Annotated in this window: 16 protein-coding genes and 2 riboswitches; of the genes, 8 read left to right on the top strand and 8 right to left on the bottom strand. The window is 60.7% G+C overall.

The window, feature by feature from the left end; translation table 11 throughout:
- Positions 1 to 138: 138 nt before the first annotated feature.
- Positions 139 to 4,032 (bottom strand): cobaltochelatase subunit CobN, encoded by a 3,894-nt coding sequence (gene cobN, locus ACM1ZW_RS22725; RefSeq protein ID WP_416739398.1) that lies wholly within the window; start codon positions 4,030 to 4,032, stop codon positions 139 to 141.
- 3 nt (positions 4,033 to 4,035) lie between these two features.
- Positions 4,036 to 5,097, bottom strand: coding sequence for a cobalamin biosynthesis protein CobW (cobW, locus tag ACM1ZW_RS22720; protein WP_414879765.1), 1,062 nt, complete (start codon positions 5,095 to 5,097; stop codon positions 4,036 to 4,038).
- Positions 5,098 to 5,198: 101 nt separating this feature from the next.
- A riboswitch (cobalamin riboswitch) is annotated at positions 5,199 to 5,412 on the bottom strand.
- Positions 5,413 to 5,539: 127 nt separating this feature from the next.
- Positions 5,540 to 5,768: riboswitch (cobalamin riboswitch) on the top strand.
- A gap of 119 nt (positions 5,769 to 5,887) precedes the next feature.
- Between cobW and ACM1ZW_RS22715 the strand changes: the two genes are divergently transcribed.
- The 4 genes from ACM1ZW_RS22715 to cobM all read left to right on the top strand — a co-directional run bounded on the left by ACM1ZW_RS22715 (position 5,888) and on the right by cobM (position 8,047).
- Entirely contained in the window at positions 5,888 to 6,091 is a 204-nt protein-coding gene (locus ACM1ZW_RS22715) for a CbtB domain-containing protein (protein WP_017339165.1), read from the top strand.
- Positions 6,092 to 6,102: 11 nt separating this feature from the next.
- Positions 6,103 to 6,807: a CbtA family protein gene (locus tag ACM1ZW_RS22710; protein WP_416739397.1), complete on the top strand. Its 705-nt coding sequence runs from the start codon at positions 6,103 to 6,105 to the stop codon at positions 6,805 to 6,807.
- Entirely contained in the window at positions 6,804 to 7,217 is a 414-nt protein-coding gene (locus tag ACM1ZW_RS22705; protein ID WP_017339167.1) for a cobalamin biosynthesis protein, read from the top strand. The genes ACM1ZW_RS22710 and ACM1ZW_RS22705 overlap by 4 nt, the downstream gene beginning before the upstream one ends.
- An 83-nt stretch (positions 7,218 to 7,300) precedes the next feature.
- Positions 7,301 to 8,047 carry a precorrin-4 C(11)-methyltransferase gene (gene cobM, locus ACM1ZW_RS22700; protein ID WP_017339168.1) on the top strand — a complete coding sequence of 249 codons (747 nt, stop codon included), beginning with the start codon at positions 7,301 to 7,303 and terminating at the stop codon, positions 8,045 to 8,047.
- A gap of 201 nt (positions 8,048 to 8,248) precedes the next feature.
- Here cobM and nfuA read toward each other — a convergent pair whose 3' ends face one another.
- The 3 genes from nfuA to ACM1ZW_RS22685 form a co-directional block, all read right to left on the bottom strand.
- Positions 8,249 to 8,833, bottom strand: coding sequence for a Fe-S biogenesis protein NfuA (gene nfuA / locus ACM1ZW_RS22695; RefSeq protein WP_017339169.1), 585 nt, complete (start codon positions 8,831 to 8,833; stop codon positions 8,249 to 8,251).
- A gap of 57 nt (positions 8,834 to 8,890) precedes the next feature.
- Entirely contained in the window at positions 8,891 to 9,925 is a 1,035-nt protein-coding gene (locus ACM1ZW_RS22690) for an acyltransferase family protein (RefSeq protein WP_414879767.1), read from the bottom strand.
- A 94-nt stretch (positions 9,926 to 10,019) separates the two neighbouring features.
- Positions 10,020 to 12,317, bottom strand: a complete 2,298-nt coding sequence (locus tag ACM1ZW_RS22685) for a fatty acid cis/trans isomerase (protein ID WP_416739396.1) — start codon at positions 12,315 to 12,317, stop codon at positions 10,020 to 10,022.
- Between the two features lie 156 nt (positions 12,318 to 12,473).
- Between ACM1ZW_RS22685 and metH the strand changes: the two genes are divergently transcribed.
- Both metH and ACM1ZW_RS22675 read left to right on the top strand, forming a co-directional pair.
- A complete protein-coding gene (metH, locus tag ACM1ZW_RS22680; RefSeq protein ID WP_414883618.1) occupies positions 12,474 to 16,184 on the top strand; it encodes a methionine synthase in 3,711 nt (1,236 codons plus the stop codon).
- A gap of 114 nt (positions 16,185 to 16,298) precedes the next feature.
- A complete protein-coding gene (locus ACM1ZW_RS22675) occupies positions 16,299 to 16,517 on the top strand; it encodes a DUF2970 domain-containing protein (protein ID WP_017339173.1) in 219 nt (72 codons plus the stop codon).
- Here ACM1ZW_RS22675 and ACM1ZW_RS22670 read toward each other — a convergent pair.
- The gene (locus ACM1ZW_RS22670; RefSeq protein WP_414879770.1) at positions 16,514 to 17,587 is read right to left on the bottom strand and encodes an ABC transporter substrate-binding protein; all 1,074 of its coding nucleotides are present in this window, start codon (positions 17,585 to 17,587) and stop codon (positions 16,514 to 16,516) included. The two genes, ACM1ZW_RS22675 and ACM1ZW_RS22670, sit on opposite strands and share 4 nt — an antisense overlap.
- Before the next feature lie 524 nt (positions 17,588 to 18,111).
- On the opposite strand from ACM1ZW_RS22670, the gene ACM1ZW_RS22665 reads away from it, so the two are divergent.
- Complete coding sequence (locus ACM1ZW_RS22665; RefSeq protein WP_416739395.1) at positions 18,112 to 19,770, top strand: nitrite/sulfite reductase; 1,659 nt, start codon at positions 18,112 to 18,114, stop codon at positions 19,768 to 19,770.
- Positions 19,754 to 20,248 carry a DUF934 domain-containing protein gene (locus ACM1ZW_RS22660; RefSeq protein ID WP_017339176.1) on the top strand — a complete coding sequence of 165 codons (495 nt, stop codon included), beginning with the start codon at positions 19,754 to 19,756 and terminating at the stop codon, positions 20,246 to 20,248. The genes ACM1ZW_RS22665 and ACM1ZW_RS22660 overlap by 17 nt, the downstream gene beginning before the upstream one ends.
- Before the next feature lie 54 nt (positions 20,249 to 20,302).
- Here the strand turns inward: ACM1ZW_RS22660 and ACM1ZW_RS22655 are convergent, their stop codons facing one another.
- Positions 20,303 to 24,118: a dermonecrotic toxin domain-containing protein gene (locus tag ACM1ZW_RS22655; RefSeq protein WP_416739394.1), complete on the bottom strand. Its 3,816-nt coding sequence runs from the start codon at positions 24,116 to 24,118 to the stop codon at positions 20,303 to 20,305.
- The gene (locus tag ACM1ZW_RS22650) at positions 24,115 to 24,504 is read right to left on the bottom strand and encodes a hypothetical protein (RefSeq protein WP_414883615.1); all 390 of its coding nucleotides are present in this window, start codon (positions 24,502 to 24,504) and stop codon (positions 24,115 to 24,117) included. Before ACM1ZW_RS22650 ends, ACM1ZW_RS22655 begins: the two co-directional genes overlap by 4 nt.
- Positions 24,505 to 24,568: the final 64 nt, after the last annotated feature.

The raw sequence follows: 24,568 nt of genomic DNA, 5'->3' as shown, positions 1-24,568 counted from the left end.
CGCTTGCTCCCGCTCGGCTGCAAAGCAGTCGTAAAACCTGAGAATGCGCTGTGCCTGACAGACTGTGCTTTCAGGTATTGGGGCTGCTGCGCAGCCCGCCGGGAGCAAGCTCCCTCGCCACAGGGTTCACGGTTTGCATCAAGTGTCTTCTTCTATGTCCAGCAACACATTCTCCAGCGCCTCGCGGTATTCGCCCGGCTCCTTCCACATCCCGCGCTGCTGTGCTTCCAGCATCCGTTCGGTCATGTCGCGCAAGGCATGCGGATTATGTTCGCGAACAAAATCCCGCGTCGCCGGGTCCAGCAAATAAGCATCGGCCAGCAACGCGTACTGGTGATCGTCAATCAGCTGCGTCGTCGCGTCGAAGGCAAACAGGTTATCGACCGTCGCCGCCAATTCAAACGCGCCTTTGTAGCCGTGACGCTTCACGCCGTCGATCCACTTCGGGTTGGCCGCCCGCGAGCGGATCACCCGGTTCAGTTCTTCCTTCAACGTGCGAATCTTCGGCAAGTCCGGCTGGCTGTGATCGCCATGGTAACTGGCCGCCGCTTCGCCGCTCAGGCTTTCTACGGCGGCGAGCATGCCGCCCTGGAACTGGTAATAGTCGTTGGAATCGAGCAAGTCATGCTCGCGGTTGTCCTGGTTTTGCAGCACGGCCTGAACCTGGCTCAGGCGTTGAGCGAACTGGTCGCGGGCGGCAGTGCCTTCGTCGGAACCGCCGTAAGCGTAACCGCCCCAGTTCAGGTACACCTCTGCCAAGTCATCGCGGCTTTGCCACAACCGACCGTCGATGGCGCCTTGCACACCCGCGCCGTAGGCACCGGGTTTCGCGCCGAAGATGCGCCAACCGGCCTGACGCCTGGCCGCCTCCTCATCGAGCCCTGATTGCAGCAGCGTTTCACGCTCGGCGCGGACCTTGGCAGCCAATGGATTAAGATCCTCCGGCTCATCCAGCGCGGCGACCGCTTGCACAGCGGCGTCGAACAGACGGATCAGATTGGCAAACGCATCACGGAAGAAACCGGACACACGCAAGGTCACGTCGACCCGCGGACGGTCCAGCAAGCTCAGCGGCAGAATCTCGAAATCATCGACGCGCTGACTGCCCGTCGCCCAGACCGGGCGCACGCCCATCAGCGCCATGGCTTGGGCGATGTCATCGCCGCCGGTGCGCATGGTCGCAGTGCCCCAGACCGACAGGCCGAGCTGACGCAGGTGATCACCGTGATCCTGCAAGTGCCGCTCAAGAATCAGGTTCGCCGACTGGAAACCGATGCGCCACGCGGTGGTGGTCGGCAGGTTGCGCACGTCCACTGAATAGAAATTGCGCCCGGTCGGCAGCACATCCAGGCGACCGCGACTCGGCGCGCCGCTAGGGCCGGCCGGAACAAAACGACCGCCGAGGGCGTCAAGCAGACCGCGCATTTCAGCCGGGCCGCAGGCGTCGAGTCGAGGTGCGACCACTTCGTGCAGGTTGTCGAGGATGGCGTTGACCTCATCCCAACCCGCCTTCTTGGTGAACAGGCTTGTGTGGCGAGGAAGCTTGCTCCCGCTGGACTGCGCAGCAGTCTCATTTTTTGGGTCCGCTTCGCGAACCAACGGGAGCAAGCTCCCTCGCCACAGAGGCTCGTTCTCGCGGGGTTCGGGGTCGGTATTCAGGGTGTGCTCGATCAGTTGCGCGGCGAACAGTTCCAAGCGTTCGCGGGTATCGCCTGCCGTACGCCAAAGTTCATCGCTGATCGCTGACAAGGCATCCGGCCGAGGCCCGGCCCACGGCTCGGCCAATGCACAATCCAGCGGATCGAAACCCAACTCGAAAGCCTTGGCCAACGCCCGCAACAGACTTGATTGCGCCCCACGGCCATCGCCACGAGGAATGCGTAACAACGCCAACAACGTATCAATGCGCAAACGCCCGGAAGGCGACTCGCCAAAGATGTGCAGGCCGTCACGGATCTGCGACTCCTTCAAATCGCACAGGTAGGTGTCGAGGCGCGGCAACCAGATTGCCGCGTCAGCATCGCTGTCGAGCTTCTCGTCCAGCTGCAGCTCGCGGTCGATGTGCGTGTCGCGCACCAGTTGCAGGATGTCGCGCTGCAATTCGCGGGCGCGACGCGGATCCAGCAATTGCGCTTCGTAATATTCGTCGGCCAGCAACTCAAGGTTGCGCAGCGGGCCGTAGGTCTCGGCACGGGTCAGCGGTGGCATCAGGTGATCGATGATCACCGCTTGTGTGCGACGCTTGGCCTGGGCGCCCTCGCCCGGATCGTTGACGATAAACGGGTAGATGTTCGGCAGCGGCCCGAGCAACGCGTCCGGCCAGCAGTTCTCCGACAGCCCCACGCCTTTGCCCGGCAGCCATTCGAGGTTGCCGTGCTTGCCGACGTGGATCACGCCGTGAGCGCCATAGGTGTTGCGCAACCAGAAATAGAACGCCAGGTAGCCGTGGGGCGGCACCAGGTCCGGGTCGTGATAGACCGCGCTCGGATCGACCTGATAACCGCGCGCCGGCTGAATGCCGATGAAGGTCAGGCCTAAACGCAGCCCGGCGATCATCATCCGTCCGCCGCGGAACATCGGATCGCTTTCGGGCGTGCCCCAGCGTTCCAGCACGGCCTGGCGATTGGCCTCGGGCAAGGCGTCGAGCATCGAGTTGTAGTCGTCCAGCGCCAGGCTTTGATGACACGGACGCTGGTCGAGGGTGTCGAGATCGTTGCTGACACCGCCAAGCAATTGCTGGATCAACGCGGTGCCGCTGTCCGGCAATTCAACAGGCAGCGGATAACCTTGTGTGTGCAACGCACGGAGGATATTCAACGCGGCAGCAGGTGTATCGAGGCCGACGCCATTGCCAATGCGCCCGTCACGGGTCGGGTAATTGGCGAGGATCAGGGCGATGCGTTTTTCACTGTTCGGCACCCGCGCCAGATCGATCCAGCGCCGCGCCAGTTCGGCGACAAAATCCATGCGCTCCGGTTGTGGCCGGTAGCACACCACATCGGACTGACTGCGCTCGCTGCGCCACGCCAGGTCCTTGAAGCTGATCGGGCGGCTGATGATCCGCCCGTCCAGTTCCGGCAGCGCGATGTGCATCGCCAGATCCCGCGGGCCGAGGCCCTGTTCGCTGGCCCGCCAACCGGGTTCGTTGTCCTGGGCGCAGATCGCCTGGATCACCGGGATGTTGCGGCGAAACGGTCGCAAGTGCGGGGCTTCGGGGCTGGACTGGGCGAAACCGGTGGTGTTGAGAATCACCCCTGCTTCGACTTCATCCAGCCAGTCCTCGACCACCGTCAGGCAGCCGGGCTCCTTCAAACTGGCCACGGCAATCGGCAAGGGATTTAACCCCGCCGCTTGCAAACGCTGGCAGAAAATATCAATGAACGCAGTGTTCGCCGCCTGCAAATGCGAGCGGTAAAACAGCACCGCTGCCACCGGTTGCCCGGCCTGCCAGTCGGCCTGCCAATCACTCAATGCGGCGGGGCTTTTTTGCGGGTGGTAGATCGCCGTACGCGGCAGGGTTTGTGGCTCGGCCCACGCATAGTCGCGGTCCAGCCAGCGATTGGCCAGGCAGCGAAACAGATCGAGAGCGTTGGTCATGCCGCCCTGGCGCAGGTAATGCCAGAGTCGATCACGGTCCTCAGGTTTCACCGTGCTCAGGTCGCTGAGTTCCGGGTCCGGGCGATCATCGCCGGGCACCAGAATCAGCTGCACGCCGCGTTGCGAAAGCTCGACCAGACGCTCGACGCCGTAACGCCAATAGGCAATGCCGCCGTGCAACGAAATCAGAATCACCTTGGCATGGCGCAGTACTTCATCGACATACAAGTCGACCGAGGCGTGGTTCTGCACCTGCATCGGGTTGGCCAGACGCACACTCGGGTAATCGTCCGGCAACTGCTGCGCCGCTTCGGCGAGCAACGCCAGGCTGGAATCGCCGCTGCACAGGATCACCAGCTCGGCGGGGGTTTGTCCAAGGTCGGCAATGTTGTCGTCCGACACGAAACCGCCGGGCTGGGTCCTGAGCAGGTGCATGGGTTAAACGCTGAGCGCAGCGCGCAATTGCGCTTCGAGTTGCCCGGCGTCCAGCTCCTGACCGATCAACACCAGACGCGTGGTGCGCGCTTCGTCGGCGCCCCACTGACGGTCGAAGTGCTTGTCGAAACGCGTGCCCACGCCCTGGATCAGCAGACGCATCGGTTTGTTCGGGATGGCAGCGAAACCCTTGACCCGCAGGATGCCGTGCTTGACCACCAGTTGGGTCAGCGCGTCCATCAGCAGGCTTTCGTCGGCTTGTGGCAGTTCGATGGAAATGGAGTCGAACGCGTCGTGATCGTGATCATCTTCGCCTTCATGGTGGTGATCATGATGGCTGTGACGGCCGTCGATGTGCTCTTCGGAACCGGCGCCGAGGCCGATCAGCACGTCCAGTGGCAGGCGACCGCTGCTGGCTTCGATGACTTTCACCGCGGGCGGCAGTTCTTCGGCGACTTCAAGGCGCACGCGGGCCAGGTCTTCGGGGCTGATCAGGTCGGCCTTGTTGAGAATCACCAGGTCGGCGCTGGCCAGTTGGTCGGCGAACAACTCGTGCAGGGGCGATTCGTGGTCCAGGTTCGGGTCGAGTTTACGCTGGGCGTCGACCTGGTCCGGGAAGGCCGCGAACGTGCCGGCGGCAACGGCCGGGCTGTCGACGACGGTGATCACCGCGTCAACCGTGCAGGCGCTGCGGATTTCCGGCCACTGGAAGGCTTGCACCAAAGGCTTTGGCAGGGCCAGGCCGGAGGTTTCGATCAGGATGTGGTCGAGGTCGCCGCGACGGGCGACCAGTTCGCGCATCACCGGGAAGAATTCTTCCTGGACGGTGCAGCACAGGCAGCCGTTGGCCAGCTCATAGACCCGGCCGTTGGCTTCTTCTTCGGTGCAACCGATCGAGCATTGCTTGAGGATTTCGCCGTCGATGCCCAGTTCGCCGAACTCGTTGACGATCACCGCGATGCGGCGGCCCTGAGCGTTGTCGAGCATGTGCCGCAGCAAAGTGGTTTTGCCCGAGCCGAGGAAGCCGGTAACGATGGTGACGGGGAGTTTGGCCAGTGTTTTCATCGGATGCCCTTTGGCAAGGTGGCGGGCATACGGGACGACGACCGCGGCTGCACAGGCAGGCGCGCGGAAGATTTCGCCACCGGATCACCCCGCCCGGTTGTAGTGAGAATTCGTGTCGAGGCAGGTCTCCTGGCTGACGGTGTGCCTGTCGCTAGACTGGCGTTGGCTGCGCCTTCCCGCGGGCTCCAGGGCTGGAGCGTGCAGTGGCGTGGCAGCGAACATCACCGTTCACAGTTGCGGGGGCAGCCGCGGCATCGACCGCGTTCCCTTCTTAGCTTCGGCAAACGCCGAAGAACCTCGAAAGCGCAAGGCTACGCATGGTGCGTGGGCGGGTCAATGTCCGTCAGTTGATTGCAATCCCCTCGCCACAGGTAACACTCCTTGCCCTTGCCCCCGAGTTGAGAACCCTTGCCAATTGACGCCCAACCCCCGCCCATGCTCTCCTACACGCCTTGTTACGGGTGCCCTTCACAGGGTGAAACGGGAAACCGGTGAATCATGTGCTTTACTCAAAGCCATGTCAGTCCGGTGCTGCCCCCGCAACGGTAAGCGAGCGAAGCGTCAGATCCACTGTGCCAGCAGTTCGGCATGGGAAGGTGACGCTTGCAGGTTTCGGCTGATGCCAAAGCCCCTCGCGAGCCCGGAGACCGGCCCGCAACACAAAGTGACGATTACGTTCACTGAATAACAAACCCGCGGTGGGCGGGCGCTGTTTGAACCTCTGCGAGCCCGATTCGCAGGGGTCTTCCATGCGCTCTATTCACCCGCTGACAGACCAGAGGGAAGCGCCATGTCGATCATCAGCAGCACCGGCAGCAACACCGATAAGAGCACCGCCAGCACCACCACGACCCTGACCCAACGCCTGACCGCTGCCGTATGCGCATCGATCCTTGGCGCGTGCCTCGTGTATTTTGCCGGTTTCTCGCACATCGAAGCCGTGCACAATGCCGCGCACGATACCCGTCACAGCTCCGCCTTCCCGTGCCATTGAGACCTGTCGACATGATCAAGCGTATCGCGCAAACCGCAGGCTTCACCGGGCTGCTGGCCGCCCTGTTGCTGACCCTGCTGCAAAGCTTCTGGGTCGCACCGCTGATTTTGCAGGCCGAGACTTACGAACAATCCGAGCCGGCCGCTGTTCAAGTCCATGAGCACGCCGCTGGCACCGCCGCTCACGCCCACGATGCCGAAGCCTGGGAACCGGAAGACGGCTGGCAGCGCGTGCTGTCGACGACCGGCGGCAACCTGGTGGTAGCCGTAGGTTTCGCCCTGATGCTCGCCGGCCTCTACACCTTGCGTGCGCCGACCAAAACCTCCCAGGGCCTGCTCTGGGGCCTGGCCGGTTACGCGACGTTTGTACTGGCGCCGACACTCGGCCTGCCACCGGAACTGCCGGGCACTGCCGCGGCGGACCTGGCACAACGGCAAATCTGGTGGATTGGCACGGCAGCGTCGACCGCCGTCGGCATCGCGCTGATCGTGTTCAGCCGTCACTGGCTGATGAAGGTACTGGGCGTGGCGATTCTCGCCGTTCCCCACGTCATTGGCGCCCCGCAACCGGAAGTGCACTCGATGCTCGCGCCGGAAGCCCTGGAAGCCCAGTTCAAAATCGCTTCGCAGCTGACCAACGTGGCGTTCTGGCTGGCCCTGGGCCTGATCAGTGCCTGGTTGTTCCGCCGCAAAAGCGATGGCCAATACCACGCATGACGCAGACCAGCACAGCGCCGACTTTAGTGGTCGGCCTGGGCTGCCAGCGCGGCTGCCCTGTCAGCACGCTGCGGGCGTTACTCGATCAGGCGTTACAGGCGCATCAAATCGGACTTCACCAGATCAAGGCCCTGGCCAGCATCGACCTGAAGCGCGACGAACCTGGCCTGATCGAGCTCGCCGCACAACTCGCGCTGCCCTTGATGTATTTCAGCAGTGAGCAACTGGCCGGTTATCAACCACAACTCAGCCACCGCTCGGACATCGCTTTTGAGCGCACTGGCTGCTATGGCGTAGCCGAAAGCGCCGCCCTCGCCCTCGCTGAACAACTGGCTCAGGCACCGGCAAAACTGCTGATCTCGCGACAGAAATACGCCCAGGCCACCCTGGCATTGGCGTGCGCCGCGTAAAATCCTCGATAATCCCCGCCTTCGATCATGAGCAATCTTCATCTGAAGCCTTGCCCAGGCCCTTTTTCTGACAGGAAACGACGATGACCGTCTACTTCATTGGCGCAGGTCCCGGCGACCCGGAACTGATCACCGTCAAAGGCCAGAGGCTGATCCGCAGTTGCCCGGTGATCATCTACGCCGGCTCCCTGGTGCCTGCCGCCGTACTGGAAGGCCATAATGCCGAACAGGTGGTCAACAGCGCCGAACTGCATCTGGAACAGATCATCGAACTGATCAAGACTGCCCATGCCAATGGCCAGGATGTGGCGCGTGTGCATTCTGGCGACCCAAGCCTTTATGGCGCGATCGGCGAACAGATTCGCTACCTGCGTGAGCTCGATATTCCGTTTGAAATCATTCCTGGTGTCACGGCCACGGCGGCCTGTGCAGCGCTTTTGGGTGCGGAGCTAACGTTGCCGGACGTGTCACAGAGCGTGATTCTGACTCGCTACGCCGACAAGACGGCGATGCCCGCGGGTGAAGAGCTCGGCAGTCTGGCGCAACATGGGGCGACCATGGCGATCCATCTTGGGGTCAATCATCTGGAGAAAATCCTGGTTGAATTGCTGCCGCATTACGGCGCGGACTGTCCGATTGCGGTAATTCACCGGGCGACCTGGCCGGACCAGGACTGGGTGGTGGGGACGATTGCGGACATTGCCGGGAAGGTTGAGGCGAAGGGGTTTCGGCGTACAGCGCTGATTCTGGTGGGCCGGGTGTTGGGTAGCGATCACTTCAGTGAGTCATCGCTTTACCGGGCCGGACATGCACATCTCTATAGACCTTGAGCCAAACCAAACCCTGTGGCGAGGGGATTTATCCCCGTTGGGACGCGAAGCGACCCCATCATCCTTTCAGACACACCCCGCAAGCTGGTTTGGCGGCGGCTTCGCCACCGAACGGGGATAAATCCCCTCGCCACAGGTAACCGATCACCCATAAAAAACGGCGCTCACGGGGCGCCGTTTTTTATGTTTGCAGCGAACACCTTAGTAGTAGGCGTTTTCTTTCTGCGTATGGTCGGTCACGTCACGCACACCCTTGAGCTCGGGAACGCGCTCGAGCAAGGTGCGCTCGATGCCTTCGCGAAGGGTGACGTCTGCCTGGCCGCAGCCCTGGCAACCGCCGCCGAACTTCAACACGGCGATGCCGTCGTCGACCACATCGATCAGGCTGACCTGACCGCCGTGGCTGGCGAGCCCCGGGTTGATCTCGGTTTGCAGGTAGTAGTTGATGCGCTCGTTGACCGGGCTGTCGGCATTGACCATCGGGACTTTGGCGTTTGGCGCCTTGATGGTCAGCTGGCCGCCCATGCGGTCGGTGGCGTAGTCGACCACCGCATCGTCCAGGAAAGCTTCGCTGAACGAGTCGATGTAAGCGGTGAAGCTTTTCAGCCCCAGCGCAGTGTCTTCGGGTTTTTCTTCGCCCGGCTTGCAGTAGGCAATGCAGGTCTCGGCGTACTGGGTGCCAGGCTGTGTGATAAAGACGCGGATGCCGATGCCCGGGGTGTTCTGCTTGGAGAGCAGATCAGCCAGGTAATCGTGGGCGGCGTCGGTGATGGTAATAGCGGTCATGGAAACTCCTCGCAGGCTTGGGCGCAGTTTACGCCAATCATCGCGCCGTACAAAGTCCTAGTATTTTTGTCGGGAAAGCGCCAGTTCGCCCCGATCAGACGTTTCGCCGTCAATCCTCGCTTTAAGCCACCGATAGCTGCTTTTTTCCACCCATTCGTAACTTGCCCACGACGCCAGGCCAATGGTCGCGACGCAAACGGCGAACATCACGTAGGGGTTTACGCCATAACGCTGTGCGACAAATCCTCCGGCAGACAGCACCAACACGTGCATCAGGTACACCGAGTAGGAACAATCGCCGAGCAGTTTGAACACCCGACTGTTCGCGAAAAAGCGCTCCAGCGCCATGCACGCCATCACCAGCAATGCGCTCGGCAGGCCCCAGGCGAAAAACCGCGGCTGCGGCGCCAGGTAATAAATCGCCAGCAGCGCAGCGCCAATCCCCAACAATGGCAGCCATAGCGCGGGCTTGATCCAGCCACGGCGGTAGATCATGCCGATGGCAATCCCCAGCAGAAACTCATAAACGATGTCCGAGCGGTAAAACTCGCTGATCCAGCCATAGCCAGTCCACGCCTGACACACCGCAAACAGCAGCGCCGCGACGATCAGCAACCGTGCCTGCAAACGGAACAGCAACGCCCAGGCAAACAGCAGGTAGAAGAGCATTTCGTAGTTAAGGGTCCAGCCGACATTGAGCGTCGGATATATCCCGTATCCGCCGGGATTTTCCGTAGGAATGAACAGCAACGACAGAAGGAAATGCGACCAGTCGACCGTCTGATCCGGTAGCACCGGTCGTGCGAATACCACGACCAGCGCCATCAGCACCGTGTACAGCCAATACGCCGGCACGATGCGAAACAGCCGATACAGCAGGAACCGCCCCGGCGGCAGCGACTTGCCCTCGGTGGAGAGGAATATCACTAGGCCACTGATAACGAAGAAGACATCGACGCCCACCGCGCCCTTGTCGATGAACATCTGACCGATCGGACCACGGGCCTTGAAGTCGAAGAAAATCTGCATGAAATGGTGACAAACCACCGTCCAGGCCGCGAGCGCGCGCAGTGCCTGTACTGAAATCAACATTGACCGCCCTCCCGTTCCGTCCCGCCATCCACCGCTCCCACAGGGTTTCTACGGCGCCTTCAGATTGGGACATCAGGCATCTGTCAAAAGTCGATCAAAGATTCTCGTAGCGGTTCATGTCCAGCACGCCCTCTTCCACCGGGTCGGTTTCGTGGACGTATTGGCTCAGGTCATGGAAGTAAAACCAGAACTGCGGATGGCTGCGGCGAATTCCCCAGCGCTCGACGATTTTCTCGAAACGGTTGGCGTCTTTGGCGTTTTCCATCGCCTCTACAAAAGCTGGCACTTGCTCGGCCGGAATATTGAACATGAAGTTCGGGTAACTGCTGAGTACGCCGGGGAAAATGGTGAGCGTGTCGAGCCCCGGTTGATACCGCAGCGATTCCCCCAACAGGAACGCCACATTGCTGTGCGCGCGGTTGCGCAACAGGCTGTAGACCTCGCGCTTGCCGCTCCTGGACTCGATACGCAACATCGTTGCTTCCGGCAGTTGATCGATGACCTTCAGGCCTGCTGCCGGACGCGACACCAGGCGACTCAAGGCCTGCTCGGCGCTCTGTAACGCCGGGTCAATGTTCGGTCGCGAGCAATACGCGCCGTCGCAGCGGTTGATCGGATCGGGATGGGCGTTGAGCTCGCCATAGCGAGCCAGCAACTGCATCGCAAAGTCGCGCTTCGGGTCTTTCTCGTCGAGTTTCAGCGCCGTCGGCTTGTCGTTGTCGATGGCTTCATAGTCCAGCCACATCTTGAATTTTCCGCCGCTCTGGTACCAGTCGTCGAGAAAGTCGTCCCGGGAATCGGCGGGCATCAGGCGCAGGAAATTCTGCTCGGCGCCGTTGCGGATCAGGTCGAAATACAGGCGGGTCTGTGCTTGATGGGAGACGTTACCGAACACATCGAAGTTGACCGCCAACTGATAATACGTGCGCTCCAACAGTGGAAAATCGAACAACCACATGGTTTGCGGCACGTCACCGATCAGGCCCTTGTTCACCGATGCGCTGTCGAAATGACGGAAGATGGTCAGCAGCGCGTTGTCGTTGCCAGCCCACAAGGTCGACCAGCTCGGCGCCGGCGCATCGGCGTAGCTGTCGCGACGCAGCGCCTCGTACTCGTTGCGCTTGTCGCGGTAGTCATGCCACAGGCTCAGGACACTGCCGACGTCGTCGTTCTGGCCCGGCATCGCCAGCAATGGCGTGGCTTGCCCGCGGTAGTTCGGGTCAGTGATGTAGAGATCGTGTTCCGGCGCCTGGAACAGCGCCCAGAAGTTATCGCGAATCACATCGGTGGCAATCTGGCCGCGGCACACAGGCCCGCGGATAAACGTGCGCACGAAGTACTCGGCGTTATCGAGCATGAACTGATAACGCGCCTGCGCCGGTATCGCTTCGAACGTGGTGAACGGGTTGGCCCGGCGCTCCGGCCCGTAACCCGGCAAGGCGTAGACCTGCCAGTTGCCGCTGTAGAACAGGCTTTTGATCCGCGCCATCTTCGCCGCGCTCAGCGGATAAGTGATGTGGGTCTTCTGCACGATCACGCCCTGCACCGACCGCAAGCGGTAATACACCTGCGTGCCCGGATCGTCATTCGGGCGGCGCGTGTTGATCAGGTCAATCGGCTGGCCGGTCGGCGTGCGCGAACGTACCCACTGAAAGAAATGCCCCGGCTCGCCGTCCTTGAAGTAAAGGTGGGCGAGGAACCAGTGTTCGAACAACCAGCGCCCCACCAGGCTCTGGCGGGCGCCCGGCGAGTTGAGCAGGTTTTCCCATTGCACCACCTGCAAGGCTTCTTTCGTCGACGGCACCAAGCCCTGTTCATCGATCGGCGCGCCCGAGGCCAGCCAGCGTTGCAGGGTCTGGTACTGCTGATCGGTCAAGCCAGTGACCGCCAGCGGCATGCCTTCCTTCGGATGAGCGCTGGCGTAACCGCCGAATTCGGCCGGCATCGCGCATATGTTTTCCCGGTTCAGACCCAGGACGATGTCTTCCGGCAATTTGGCGTTGGGCGTCAGAGGCGTCTTGTGACCCAGTTCCAGCATGCGCGCCATCAATGCGGCCTGGCTGCCCTGGGCGTCGAGCACCGGGTAGAAGCCTTTTTGCTGCCAGGCGTGTTGGCCGAACGCGTCATAAAACAACCGGGTCGGTGCGGCAGCCTGGCTGCGTTCGCCGTCGTAGACCGAGACTTTCGACGCGCCGCGCGCAGCACCTTCGCCACTGCCCAGATTGAGCTGACAGGGGGCGTCATTGCAGGCATGGCAGGCCACGCACTTTTCGGTGAAGATCGGTTGGATGTCGCGACTGTAGGAAATGGCAGCAGAAATTGCCGGATCCTGCGCCACGGCGCCCCAGCTTAAAACCAGCAATACACTGCTGATGACGACGCGATACGACATGTCTCTGTTCCCGATCCTTGAAAAAACGCCGCGATTCTACCGAGACAGCGCCCACACCAACATGAACGATATTCATGCAAAAACCGAACATGCTCTAAAAGCGCACAGGTTTGCTATGATTCCGGCCCTTCGTCATGGCCTTTCCGAGTAGTCCAAATGTCCGATCGCAGTATTCGCCTTCAAGCTCTCAAGCACGCCCTTAAAGAGCGCATCCTGATTCTCGATGGCGGTATGGGCACGATGATCCAGAGCTACAAGCTCGAGGAGCAGGATTACCGTGGCAAACGCTTTGCCGACTGGCCGAGCGATGTCAAAGGCAACAACGACCTGTTGGTGCTGACGCGCCCTGACGTGATCGGTGGCATCGAGAAAGCCTACCTGGATGCCGGCGCGGACATTCTGGAAACCAACACCTTCAACGCCACCCGGATTTCCATGGCCGATTACGGCATGGAAGAACTGGCCTACGAACTGAACGTAGAAGGCGCTCGCCTGGCGCGCAAGATCGCCGATGCGAAAACCCTCGAGAACCCGGACAAGCCGCGCTTCGTCGCTGGCGTGCTCGGCCCGACCAGCCGCACCTGCTCGCTGTCGCCAGACGTGAACAACCCCGGCTACCGCAACGTGACCTTCGATGAGCTGGTGGAGAACTACACCGAGGCCACCAAAGGCCTGATCGAAGGCGGCGCCGACCTGATCCTGATCGAAACCATCTTCGACACCCTGAACGCCAAAGCCGCGATCTTCGCCGTGCAAGGGGTGTTCGAAGCGTTGGGCGTCGAACTGCCGATCATGATCTCCGGCACCATCACCGACGCTTCCGGCCGCACCCTGTCGGGCCAGACCACCGAAGCCTTCTGGAACTCCGTGGCCCACGCCAAACCGATTTCCGTCGGCCTGAACTGCGCACTCGGCGCCAGCGAACTGCGCCCGTACCTCGAAGAGCTGTCGAACAAGGCCGGCACCCACGTCTCCGCGCACCCGAACGCCGGCCTGCCGAACGAATTCGGCGAGTACGACGAACTGCCGTCGCAAACGGCCAAGGTCATCGAAGAATTCGCCCAAAGCGGCTTCCTCAACATCGTCGGCGGCTGCTGCGGCACCACGCCGGGCCACATCGAAGCCATCGCCAAAGCCGTCGCCGGTTATGCACCGCGTGAAATCCCGGACATTCCGAAGGCCTGCCGCCTCTCGGGCCTGGAGCCGTTCACCATCGATCGCAGCTCGTTGTTCGTCAACGTTGGTGAGCGCACCAACATCACCGGTTCGGCCAAGTTCGCCCGACTGATCCGTGAAGACAACTACACCGAAGCCCTGGAAGTCGCCCTGCAGCAGGTTGAAGCCGGCGCGCAGATCATCGACATCAACATGGACGAGGGGATGCTCGATTCGAAGAAGGCCATGGTGACCTTCCTCAATCTGATTGCCGGTGAACCGGACATTTCCCGCGTGCCGATCATGATCGACTCCTCGAAGTGGGAAGTGATCGAAGCCGGCCTGAAGTGCATCCAGGGCAAGGGCATCGTCAACTCGATCAGCATGAAGGAAGGCGTAGAGCAGTTCATTCATCACGCCAAACTGTGCAAGCGCTACGGCGCCGCCGTTGTCGTAATGGCCTTCGACGAAGCCGGCCAGGCCGACACCGAAGCGCGCAAGAAAGAGATCTGCAAACGCTCCTACGACATTCTGGTCAACGAAGTCGGCTTCCCGCCGGAAGACATCATCTTCGACCCGAACATCTTCGCCGTGGCCACCGGCATCGAAGAACACAACAACTACGCCGTAGACTTCATCAACGCCTGTGCCTACATCCGCGACGAACTGCCGTATGCGCTGACCTCGGGTGGCGTGTCCAACGTGTCCTTCTCGTTCCGTGGCAACAACCCGGTGCGTGAGGCGATCCACTCGGTGTTCCTGCTGTATGCGATCCGCAACGGCCTGACCATGGGCATCGTCAACGCCGGCCAGCTGGAGATCTACGACCAGATCCCGGTGGAACTGCGCGACGCCGTCGAAGACGTGATCCTCAACCGCACCCCGGAAGGCACCGACGCCCTCCTCGCCATCGCCGACAAGTACAAGGGCGACGGCAGCGTCAAGGAAGCCGAGACCGAAGAGTGGCGCGGCTGGGACGTCAACAAGCGTCTGGAGCACGCACTGGTCAAGGGCATCACCACGCACATCGTCGAAGACACCGAAGAATCACGCCAGTCGTTTGCGCGCCCGATCGAGGTGATCGAAGGCCCGCTGATGTCCGGCATGAACATCGTCGGCGACCTGTTCGGCGCCGGCAAAATGTTCCTGCCGCAGGTGGTGAAATCCGCCCGCGTGATGAAGCAGGCCGTGGCCCACTTGATCCCGTTCATCGAACTGGAAAAAGGCGACAAGCCGGAAGCCAAGGGCAAGATCCTCATGGCCACGGTGAAAGGCGACGTGCACGACATCGGCAAGAACATCGTTGGCGTGGTGCTGGGCTGTAACGGCTATGACATCGTCGACCTCGGCGTGATGGTGCCGGCAGAGAAGATCCTGCAAGTGGCCAAGGAGCAGAAATGCGACATCATCGGCCTGTCCGGTCTGATCACGCCTTCGCTGGATGAAATGGTCCACGTGGCCCGCGAGATGCAGCGCCAGGACTTCCACCTGCCGCTGATGATCGGCGGCGCGACCACCTCCAAGGCACACACGGCGGTGAAGATCGAGCCGAAGTACAGCAACGACGCGGTGATTTACGTCACCGACGCCTCCCGCGCCGTCGGTGTGGCGACGCAGTTGCTGTCCAAGGAATTGAAACCGGCGTTCGTCGAGAAGACCCGCCTGGAATACATCGACGTTCGCGAGCGCACCGCCAACCGCAGTGCCCGTACCGAACGCCTGAGCTATGCGGCCGCCATCGCCAAGAAGCCGCAGTTCGACTGGAGCACCTATGCGCCGGTCAAACCGACGTTCACCGGTTCCAAAGTGCTGGACAACATCGACCTGAAAGTCCTGGCCGAATACATCGACTGGACGCCGTTCTTCATCTCCTGGGACCTGGCCGGCAAGTTCCCGCGCATCCTCCAGGACGAAGTGGTCGGTGAAGCCGCTACGGCGCTGTACGCCGATGCCCAGGAAATGCTCGCCAAGCTGATCGACGAGAAACTGATCAGCGCCCGTGCGGTGTTCGGTTTCTGGCCAGCCAACCAGGTGCGTGACGACGACATCGAAGTCTACGGCGATGACGGCAAGCCCTTGGCCAAGCTGCATCACCTGCGTCAGCAGATCATCAAGACCGACGGCAAGCCGAACTTCTCCCTGGCCGACTTCGTGGCGCCGAAGGACAGTGAAATCACCGACTACGTGGGTGGCTTCATCACCACCGCCGGCATCGGCGCCGAAGAAGTGGCCAAGGCTTATCAGGACGCGGGTGACGATTACAACTCGATCATGGTCAAGGCCTTGGCCGACCGCTTGGCCGAGGCGTGCGCCGAGTGGTTGCACCAACAGGTCCGCAAGGATTATTGGGGTTACGCCAAGGACGAGACGCTCGACAACGAGGCGCTGATCAAAGAGCAATACACCGGCATCCGCCCTGCTCCCGGCTATCCGGCCTGCCCGGATCACACCGAGAAAAGCACCCTGTTCGCCTTGCTCGACCCTGAAGCCAGCGAGATGCAGGCCGGGCGCAGCGGCGTGTTCCTCACCGAGCACTACGCAATGTTCCCGGCGGCGGCGGTCAGCGGCTGGTACTTCGCTCACCCGCAGGCGCAATACTTCGCCGTGGGCAAGGTCGACAAGGATCAGGTGCAGAGCTACACCTCGCGCAAAGGCCAGGAGTTGAGCGTGACCGAACGTTGGTTGGCGCCGAACCTCGGTTACGACAACTAGGATCAGTCTCCCGGCCACAATTCCGTGGCCGGTCGAGAGACCGCTTCCACATTTGCTTTGTGCTGGCCGCGGATTGTCTATGCTTACCCTTCACACATTCGTGACGAGGGGTTTATGGACGATCCAGTCGACAACAAGCCGCCCACACTCTGGCAGATGCTGCACAGTGTCATGGCGGCGGCGTTCGGGGTGCAGAGCGGGAAGAACCGGGCCCGGGATTTCACCCACGGCAAGCCCAGTCATTTTGTGATTCTGGGGATTCTGTTCACGACGGTGTTCGCCTTGGCGCTCTACGGCATCGTGCAGCTGGTGCTGTTGCTGGCAGGGGTTTAGCGCATCAGGGTTTGCAGGCTGAACGGATAGCGATAGGACGTCGGCCGTCCCTTGGCCGACAGGCGGCGGAAGTCCACGCCGTAATCCGGCGAGTCGCCCATGGCCAGCATTCGCCTGGCGGTTGCCCTGTCGACCAGTTGCAGTAATGGAATCTGGCGATCACGACCGCCGTACTGGCTGATGTCCACGCCCCGATCGAGGTCATGCAATTCCACCAGAGCCCAGCCACCCAGGGTGAAATGACCGCCCAACAGGACGCTCAATCGTCCATCCACTTTCGCTTTCAACGCGGCGGTAGAGGTGTTGACCGCGCTGAACAACGCGCCCTTTCCGGGTACGCCGCCGGTCTCTGAATACGCCTGCATGGCGCCAAACGCCATTTCGTCATTGGCGGACCACACCAGCGACACCTTCGGATAGCGCCGAAACAGCAATTTCGCCTGTTCATACGCACGGTCCCGAGTCCAGCCGCTGTACACCAGTTGCCGCAAACGCACCTCGGGATGCTCGGCCAACGCGCGCATCATGCCTTGCTCGCGCAGCTGCGCCGATGGCGTGATCTTCAGGCCGGAGAACGCCAGCAACTCGATCACCTCACCGGGCGCCACGGGCGGATGCTGGCGGATCAGCTCCTTGAGCATCAGGTAGCCGCCCTCCTCGTCGTTGGGCACCAGGCTGCCCAGCCGATCAGGGCGCTCACCCAACAGGCTCAGTTGATTTGCCGTGAGCGACGCGTTGACCATAAACAGCTTCACCCCGCTGCCCTGAGCCAGGCGCAGGATTTGCGGGGCAACGTACTGTTCGTTGACGAACACCAGATAGTCAGGACGATCGGGGCCTTGCAACGCCTGACGGGCTTGCGCCAGCGCGAGCTCCGGCATGCGCCGGGAGTAGAGAATGCGCAGATCTATACCCAGATCCGTGGCGGCTGCCTGCATGAATTGCGAATAACTGACCCAGAAGGCTTCATCCACCTTTCCCGGATTCAGGAACAACACCGATTCTGCACGCGCAGCAGGGCCGCAAGCCGCGCCCAGCATCAGCAGGAAGGTGCAGAAAAACTTCAGCATTGATCGTCCGAGCCCCCGGAAATTCGCTGCGCATTATAGCCAGCGAACCTCCGTAAAACGGCGTTTATTCCGGTTTTTGTCCGACAATCGTCAGCGTCGGGCCCGGACGGGGTCGGTTATTGATGGCTGACCCAGAATACCGCGGTGCCTACGACCAGAATGATCAGAAACAGAATGGCCCACGCATCGACCGTACTGTCAGGCTTTGAAGCTTTGGTAGGGTTGCTCATTGCATCGCCTCTTGTCGGTTTTATCGGTGATTGCATAAAGACTCGACCACAGTAAAGACGAGGATTGCCCACACCACAAATACGGGTTTATCAATAACGGTTCTCGTTAGTCGTTTTGGTTCTTTGCATATACTCAAACATCACTTTTGCGCATAACTCCAAACTGGTATCTTGCCCCGGCTCCGTAGGGAGTGCGCGGCCGTGCGCGCAGAATTGCCGAGGCAGTATCGGAGATGTCAGCAAGCGAAAATCGCCACTGGATCCGACCGGCCCAAGCCTGAGAACAGGACTTATATGTACGTATACGACGAGTACGATCAGCGGATCATCGAGGACCGCGTCAAGCAGTTCCGTGATCAGACCCGACGCTATCTGGCAGGCGAGCTGAGCGAAGAAGAATTCCGCCCTCTGCGCTTGCAAAACGGGCTTTATATCCAGCGTTTCGCCCCGATGTTGCGGGTGGCGGTGCCTTACGGCCAGCTGACTTCGCGCCAGACGCGAATGATGGCGAAGATTGCCCGCGACTACGACAAGGGCTATGCCCACATCAGTACCCGCCAGAACGTGCAGTTCAACTGGCCGGCGCTGGAAGACATCCCGGACATCCTGGCTGAGCTGGCCACCGTGCAGATGCACGCGATCCAGACCAGCGGCAACTGCCTGCGCAACGTCACCACCGACCAGTTCGCCGGCGTCGCTGCCGATGAGCTGATCGACCCGCGCCCATGGTGCGAGATCGTTCGCCAATGGACGACATTCCACCCGGAATTCGCTTACCTGCCGCGTAAATTCAAGATCGCGGTCAACGGTTCGACTTCCGACCGTGCCGCCATCGAAGTCCATGACATCGGCCTTGAGCCGGTACACAACGCCGCGGGCGAACTGGGCTTCCGTGTGCTGGTCGGCGGTGGCCTGGGCCGCACCCCGGTGGTTGGCGCGTTCATCAATGAATTCCTGCCGTGGCAAGACCTGTTGAGCTACCTCGACGCCATCCTGCGTGTGTACAACCGCTATGGCCGTCGCGACAACAAGTACAAGGCGCGGATCAAGATTCTGGTCAAGGCCCTGACGCCTGAAGTCTTCGCACAGAAAGTCGATGCCGAAATGGAACACCTTCGCGGTGGCCAGACCACGCTGACCGAAGCCGAAGTGCATCGCGTCGCCAAACACTTCGTCGACCCGGACTACAAGGCACTGGACAACCAGACCGCCGAACTCGCCGAACTCGACAAGCAACACCCGGGCTTCGCTCGCTGGCGTACCCGCAATACCCTGGCGCACAAGAAGCCGGGTTATGTGGCCGTGACCCTGTCCCTGAAGCCGACCGGCGTTGCGCCGGGCGACATCACCGACAAGCAGCTCGACGCCGTGTCCGACCTGGCCGATCGTTACAGTTTCGGTCAACTGCGCACCTCCCACGAGCAGAACATCATTCTGGCCGACGTTGAACAGTCCCAACTGTTCGCCATGTGGGGCGAATTGCGCGAGCAAGGTTTCGCCACGCCGAACATCGGGTTGCTGACCGACATCATCTGCTGCCCTGGCGGCGATTTCTGCTCGCTGGCCAACGCCAAATCGATTCCGATCGCCGAATCGATCCAGCGCCGTTTCGACGACCTGGATTATCTGTTCGACATCGGCGAACTCGACCTGAACATCTCCGGCTGCATGAACGCCTGTGGTCACCACCACGTCGGCCACATCGGCATCCTCGGGGTGGACAAGAAAGGCGAAGAGTTCTACCAGGTATCCCTCGGCGGCAGCGCCAGCCGCGATGCGAGCCTGGGCAAGATCCTCGGCCCGTCCTTTGCCCAGGAAGCCATGCCTGACGTGATCGAAAAGCTGATCGACGTGTACATCGAACAACGTACCGAAGACGAGCGTTTCATCGACACCTACCAGCGTATTGGCATCGACCTCTTCAAGGAACGCGTCTATGCAGCGAATCATTAAGAACAACGAAGTCGTCGACGAAACCTGGCACCTGTTGCCAAAGGACTTCAACATCGACGAGATCAGCAACTGCGACGACCTGATCGTCCCGTTGCAACTGTGGCGCGAGCACAGCCGCATGCTCAAGGCCCGGGATGGCGGCCTGGGTGTATGGCTGGATGCCGATGAAGAAGCCGAAGAGATCGGTGAAGACGTCGCGAACTTCCAGGTCATCGCCTTGAACTTCCCGGCCTTCACTGATGGCCGCAACTACTCCAACGCCCGCCTGCTGCGTGACCGTTACGGTTTCAAAGGTGAACTGCGGGCGATTGGCGATGTGTTGCGCGACCAGCTGTTTTACATGCATCGCTGTGGTTTTGACGCCTTTGCGATTCGTGCCGACAAAGATCCGTACGAAGCCCTGGAAGGTCTCAAGGACTTCTCGGTGACCTATCAGGCCGCCACCGACGAACCGCTGCCGCTGTTCCGTCGCCGCTGACCACATAAAGCCCTGGTCCAATGGGATCAGGGCTTTATCAGCTCCACCCATCTGCTATCGCTCGATCGGAATCGGTCGCCCCAAAGCCACCCAGTCCCGGTAAATCTGCGCACGGTTTTCCAGTGTGGTGAACACCGCAAACGGGTTATCGAACGCGCCCGCCGGCATCAGTGGATTCAGGGTCAATCGGCCCCACAATTCATCCGAAGCATCCGCTTCACTCAACAGCCGCCATACCCGTGCCTGAAGATCCAGGTAATTGACCCGAAAATCCGGGGTGAGGGTCAACGTGTTCATGGTCCCTAGAAACCGCCCACCACCCGGCTTGAGCGCCAGTTGCAGCCAGACCTGCATCCTGGCCTCGCGCAGCCCTGGTTCAATCCCGTTCAACCAGGCCAACGGATTCGCATAGTCAGGACCCTGTGCACTCAACCACAGGTTGATCCCCGTTTGTTCTCGATGCGCGACCAGCCGCTGCAAGGTGTCTTCATCGCTCAACGGGTTGTTCCACAGCAGCACCCGATCCCTGGCGATCGCCTGGTTCAACACCGCTTGGGGGATGCGCGTGATCTGGTTATCGCGCAAATCCAGGGACGTCAGGTATGGCTCATCCATGATCCCGACCGGGCAATGGCTGATGCGGGTATTGCGCAGGTTGAGTTGGCGCAGATTGTTCAAACCCAGCACCATCGGCGGTACACCCAACGGGTTGTCGCTGAGGTCGAGGCTTCGCAAGCTTTTCAGCTCAGTCAGTTGTGAAGCGGCGCGTTCACTGAATACCAGCTGGGTGGCGCGCAGATTGAGTGAGGACAGGTTTCTCAACTGGCACAGAGCAGGCGGCAAGGCATTCCCTTCCTGGCCGTCCACCAGGAAATGACGCAAGTCGACGTTTTCCAGATTCAACACCTCGAGATTCGGGAAGCTCTCGAGAAAGCCGTTCAGACTGTCCTCCTCGGTCAGATGGAAGCCTTGCATCGACAATTCGACCACATCATCAAGCCGCACGCTCAGGGTGGGCAGTCGGTGATAGTCCTCGAAGGCGAGATCGAGCCTGACACGGCGGTTCGGCGCGCGCTTTTGCCAAATGGCGGCAAGTTCCACGGCGAGCTCCGTCCTGACTGTCTGTTCCTCGTGCAAGGCCATTTGCAGGAAGTGGGCATTGTGCACGGCAATTTGGGCAGGGTTCATACCCGCCGCCTCTTCATCGCCCATTGCCAGCATGGGAATGTCCATGTCGGCAATGTCTTGCACCGTTTGCTCGACCCAGCCATTCAACTCGGTGTTGAGTTGTTGGAACTGCAGATTCAGCCGATCGATATACGCCTGCACCGAGATGCCTTCGCGCTGTATGACCTGATCCACCTCAGCATCGGTGAAGTCCGGGTAAATATCCTTGATCTGTAATCGGGTGGCTTGCAATGCCATGGCTTCACCCTGAGGCGTCGACGGGTAGCCTCCACCGCGCAGCCCCTGGCGTTCGAAGGTCAGCCCTGAATCGAGCCTTTGCAAACCGAGCAGGGTTTCGGCTCGGGACAATGCACAATCGCTGAGGCTTAGCCGCAACTCGCTGGCCGGATTCCGTGATGTGAGATGCAACACCGAGCGTTCCTCGTCCGACAGCACGCCGAGGATCGCGTCATAGAAATCCGTTGGCCGACCCTGCCGCAGGTAACCGTTGCCTGCCTTGATGACGCTTCGGTAATGGGTGGCATCAAGGGGCCCGCAACGGTCAAGAACCCGGCCGGTGGACGAACCATCGAGGACCTCGATTCGCAAATCTTGCGGCCAGCCGGGCAGGTTTTTCAGGGAGTGCAAGGCCAGCGTGTCCGTGTCGGCATTCGCAACCGCCCGCAGATAAAAGCCTTCATAGGCGCGATTGAGCCGCACATGTTGTTGGTATTCCCGTGCCTTGCCGTCCAGGCGTGCGAAAAGCTGCCTGGCCTCGGCCACGTCGGGTGTCTGTTGGATGTCCACGCCGTAGCGGTCAAGCATTTGCTCGATCGCGGCTGTTGGCAGGTCCGGGTATTGCTGCTGGAACAGACGGACCCATTCGTGCTCCGAACGCTGGAGTGCTTCGTAACGCTGACTGAATTGCGCAGCCTCCCCGACCGGGCCGAGATCGTGATCGATCCTGAAGCGACTGATGGTGTCCGCCAGCAAGGGCGTCGGCGAGCGACCAGCCTGCATCAACCGCAGCATATCGTCGTCAATCGCGCTGACCTTGCCGATCTGTGCCAGCACTTCATCACTGAAAGACGCCACCGAGGGGCCGATGGCGCGAATGAGCTCGACGCGGCTCGCTGGCGTCACGCTCACCGGATCGGGCGTCGGGGCAACGGCCACTTCCGACTCAGGCCTGAGTTCTTCCGCTGCTGAATCGACGATGGCCGTTTCACCTTTCAGCGCCACCTCCGCGCCTACCGGCAACGCATTGAGCAAGCCAAAAACGGTGCGCGTCACGCCCTCTGAGCGATCGCGTGAAGTTGTGCCATTGGCCACCTGATCAATGCCGTAGCCCGCGTCAATAAGTCCGGCCAGCGCCAGTATCCCCTCGCCTCCCGGAACGAACAACGCCAGTGGCCCGAACCGGTTGACCCACTGCACAAGCGGTTCAACGACTGCGCTTAGATTGCCACGATTGACCTGGGCATCGTCACGGATGCTTTGGACAGTGGCCCGGGCGGCCTGCTTCATCGTCAGCACGCAGTGGGCAAACGCATCGGTGGCGGATGCAGGATCGTCGTAGCCGATGTACTCGTCCGGATCCCAGTAGCCGTCGTTGTTGAAAAAGCCGGCATTGTTCGTCAGCCAGTGTTTCCCCGGATACAACGCCATGCCATCCAGCGCCGTCAGGACACCGGCATGAAACGTACCGTCCTCGCGATCATCCTCGGCAAAGTGGGCGGCCAAAGCCTGTTTCGTTTCATTCACCCGGCCTTGTGCGGCAATCCATCGGTGCAGTTGAGTCGCGTCGGCGAATTCGTGCAGCGGGGAAGAATTGCCGGGGATGAACAACAGCACTCTGGCACTGGCGGTGTCACGGAAGGCCCAGATATCTGTCGCGGTGTAACGGTAGAGCTTCAACCGCCCGGCCCTGACGGCTGAAGGAGCGAGAGTCGGTGCTTGCAGTTGCTCGATGGTCAGCGTTTCCCAAGGCTGATCCGGCGGCAAACCTGCCGCTTGCATCGCAAGCTTCAGGCCTTTTGGCGACAGGCGCTGTTCGTGAAGTTGCAACCAGGCCGCCATGACGAACGCCGCTTTGACCGACGTTCTCAACGCATAAGGTTTGGGCGCGAGAATGACGTCATCGGCCGGCCAGGCTTGACCGAGATACGCTTCGTACAAGCCCTTCAATTCCAGTTCCCAGACCCACTTCTTGAAATCGGCTGGCCTGAGATCGATCTGTGTCGGCGGCCCGTAGACTTGCGGTGCGGTTCGGCGATAAACACCTTCATACGTCTGGTGATTGCCGCTGCCGTGATCGGCAAACTCATCGGCATTTTCCACGATGCGTACGGCGGGTCCGATATCCGGTGGCGTGTACAAGCCGAACGCGGTTTCGGCGAAACGGCCGTCCCCCACAGTCTGGTCGTTGGACAGCAACGTTTGCAGCAGCGACCGGGAGCTCGCCACCCGCCCCTGCTCGATACCGTTTTCTGCAGGATGCCCCTTGTAGTTGTAATCGAGCGTGACCAGCAAGGCCGTCTGCGGATCGATGCCCGCCCCCCACTTTTCCTTGATCAAGCGTTCGCCAAACTGGCCCGGGGATTGTGGCAAGGCGAGATCGATACCGGCTTTCAGTTCGGCACGCCATCCTGGCATTGCCGACGGCGTCTGGCCGTCGACAGGATCGTGATTGAAATCGTTCATCGGGACGCCCCCGAATGGGCGCTGGAACTCGGGACAGGCGCTGCGGGATGGCGTGTCAATGCCGCGCCAGTGAGTTGCCTGAGCAATGCCCGACGCTCATTTTTGAAGTTGTCAAAAATGGCATTCAGGCGTTCCGTGGCCACCGCGCGCGAGAGTTCAGCCTGCCCCTCCACCTTGACGGCCTTCGAGACCTGGTACCCCTTCAGAATGTCGCCGAGTTCACTCCTTGAAGGATTGGTGATCAGACTTTCATAGCGTTCACGTCGCAGCTGACTTGAAGCAGTCAACAGCCAGCCAGGGGCATTGTTTTTAATCAAATCGAAAAAAACACCCTGTTGATCTGGAGTTAATACAGGAATGTTCGGGTTCGCGGGCAGAGATGACATTGTGACCACTCGAAATTAACTAGGAACGCTAGCCTATCGAGCGATTTTCTTAAAAAGTGCTACA

This window comes from Pseudomonas sp. NFX71, assembly GCF_048079215.1.
Classification (GTDB): domain Bacteria; phylum Pseudomonadota; class Gammaproteobacteria; order Pseudomonadales; family Pseudomonadaceae; genus Aquipseudomonas; species Aquipseudomonas fluorescens_B.
The sequence above is the reverse complement of the archived record's forward strand: the minus strand, read 5'-3'. Positions and strand labels throughout refer to the sequence as shown.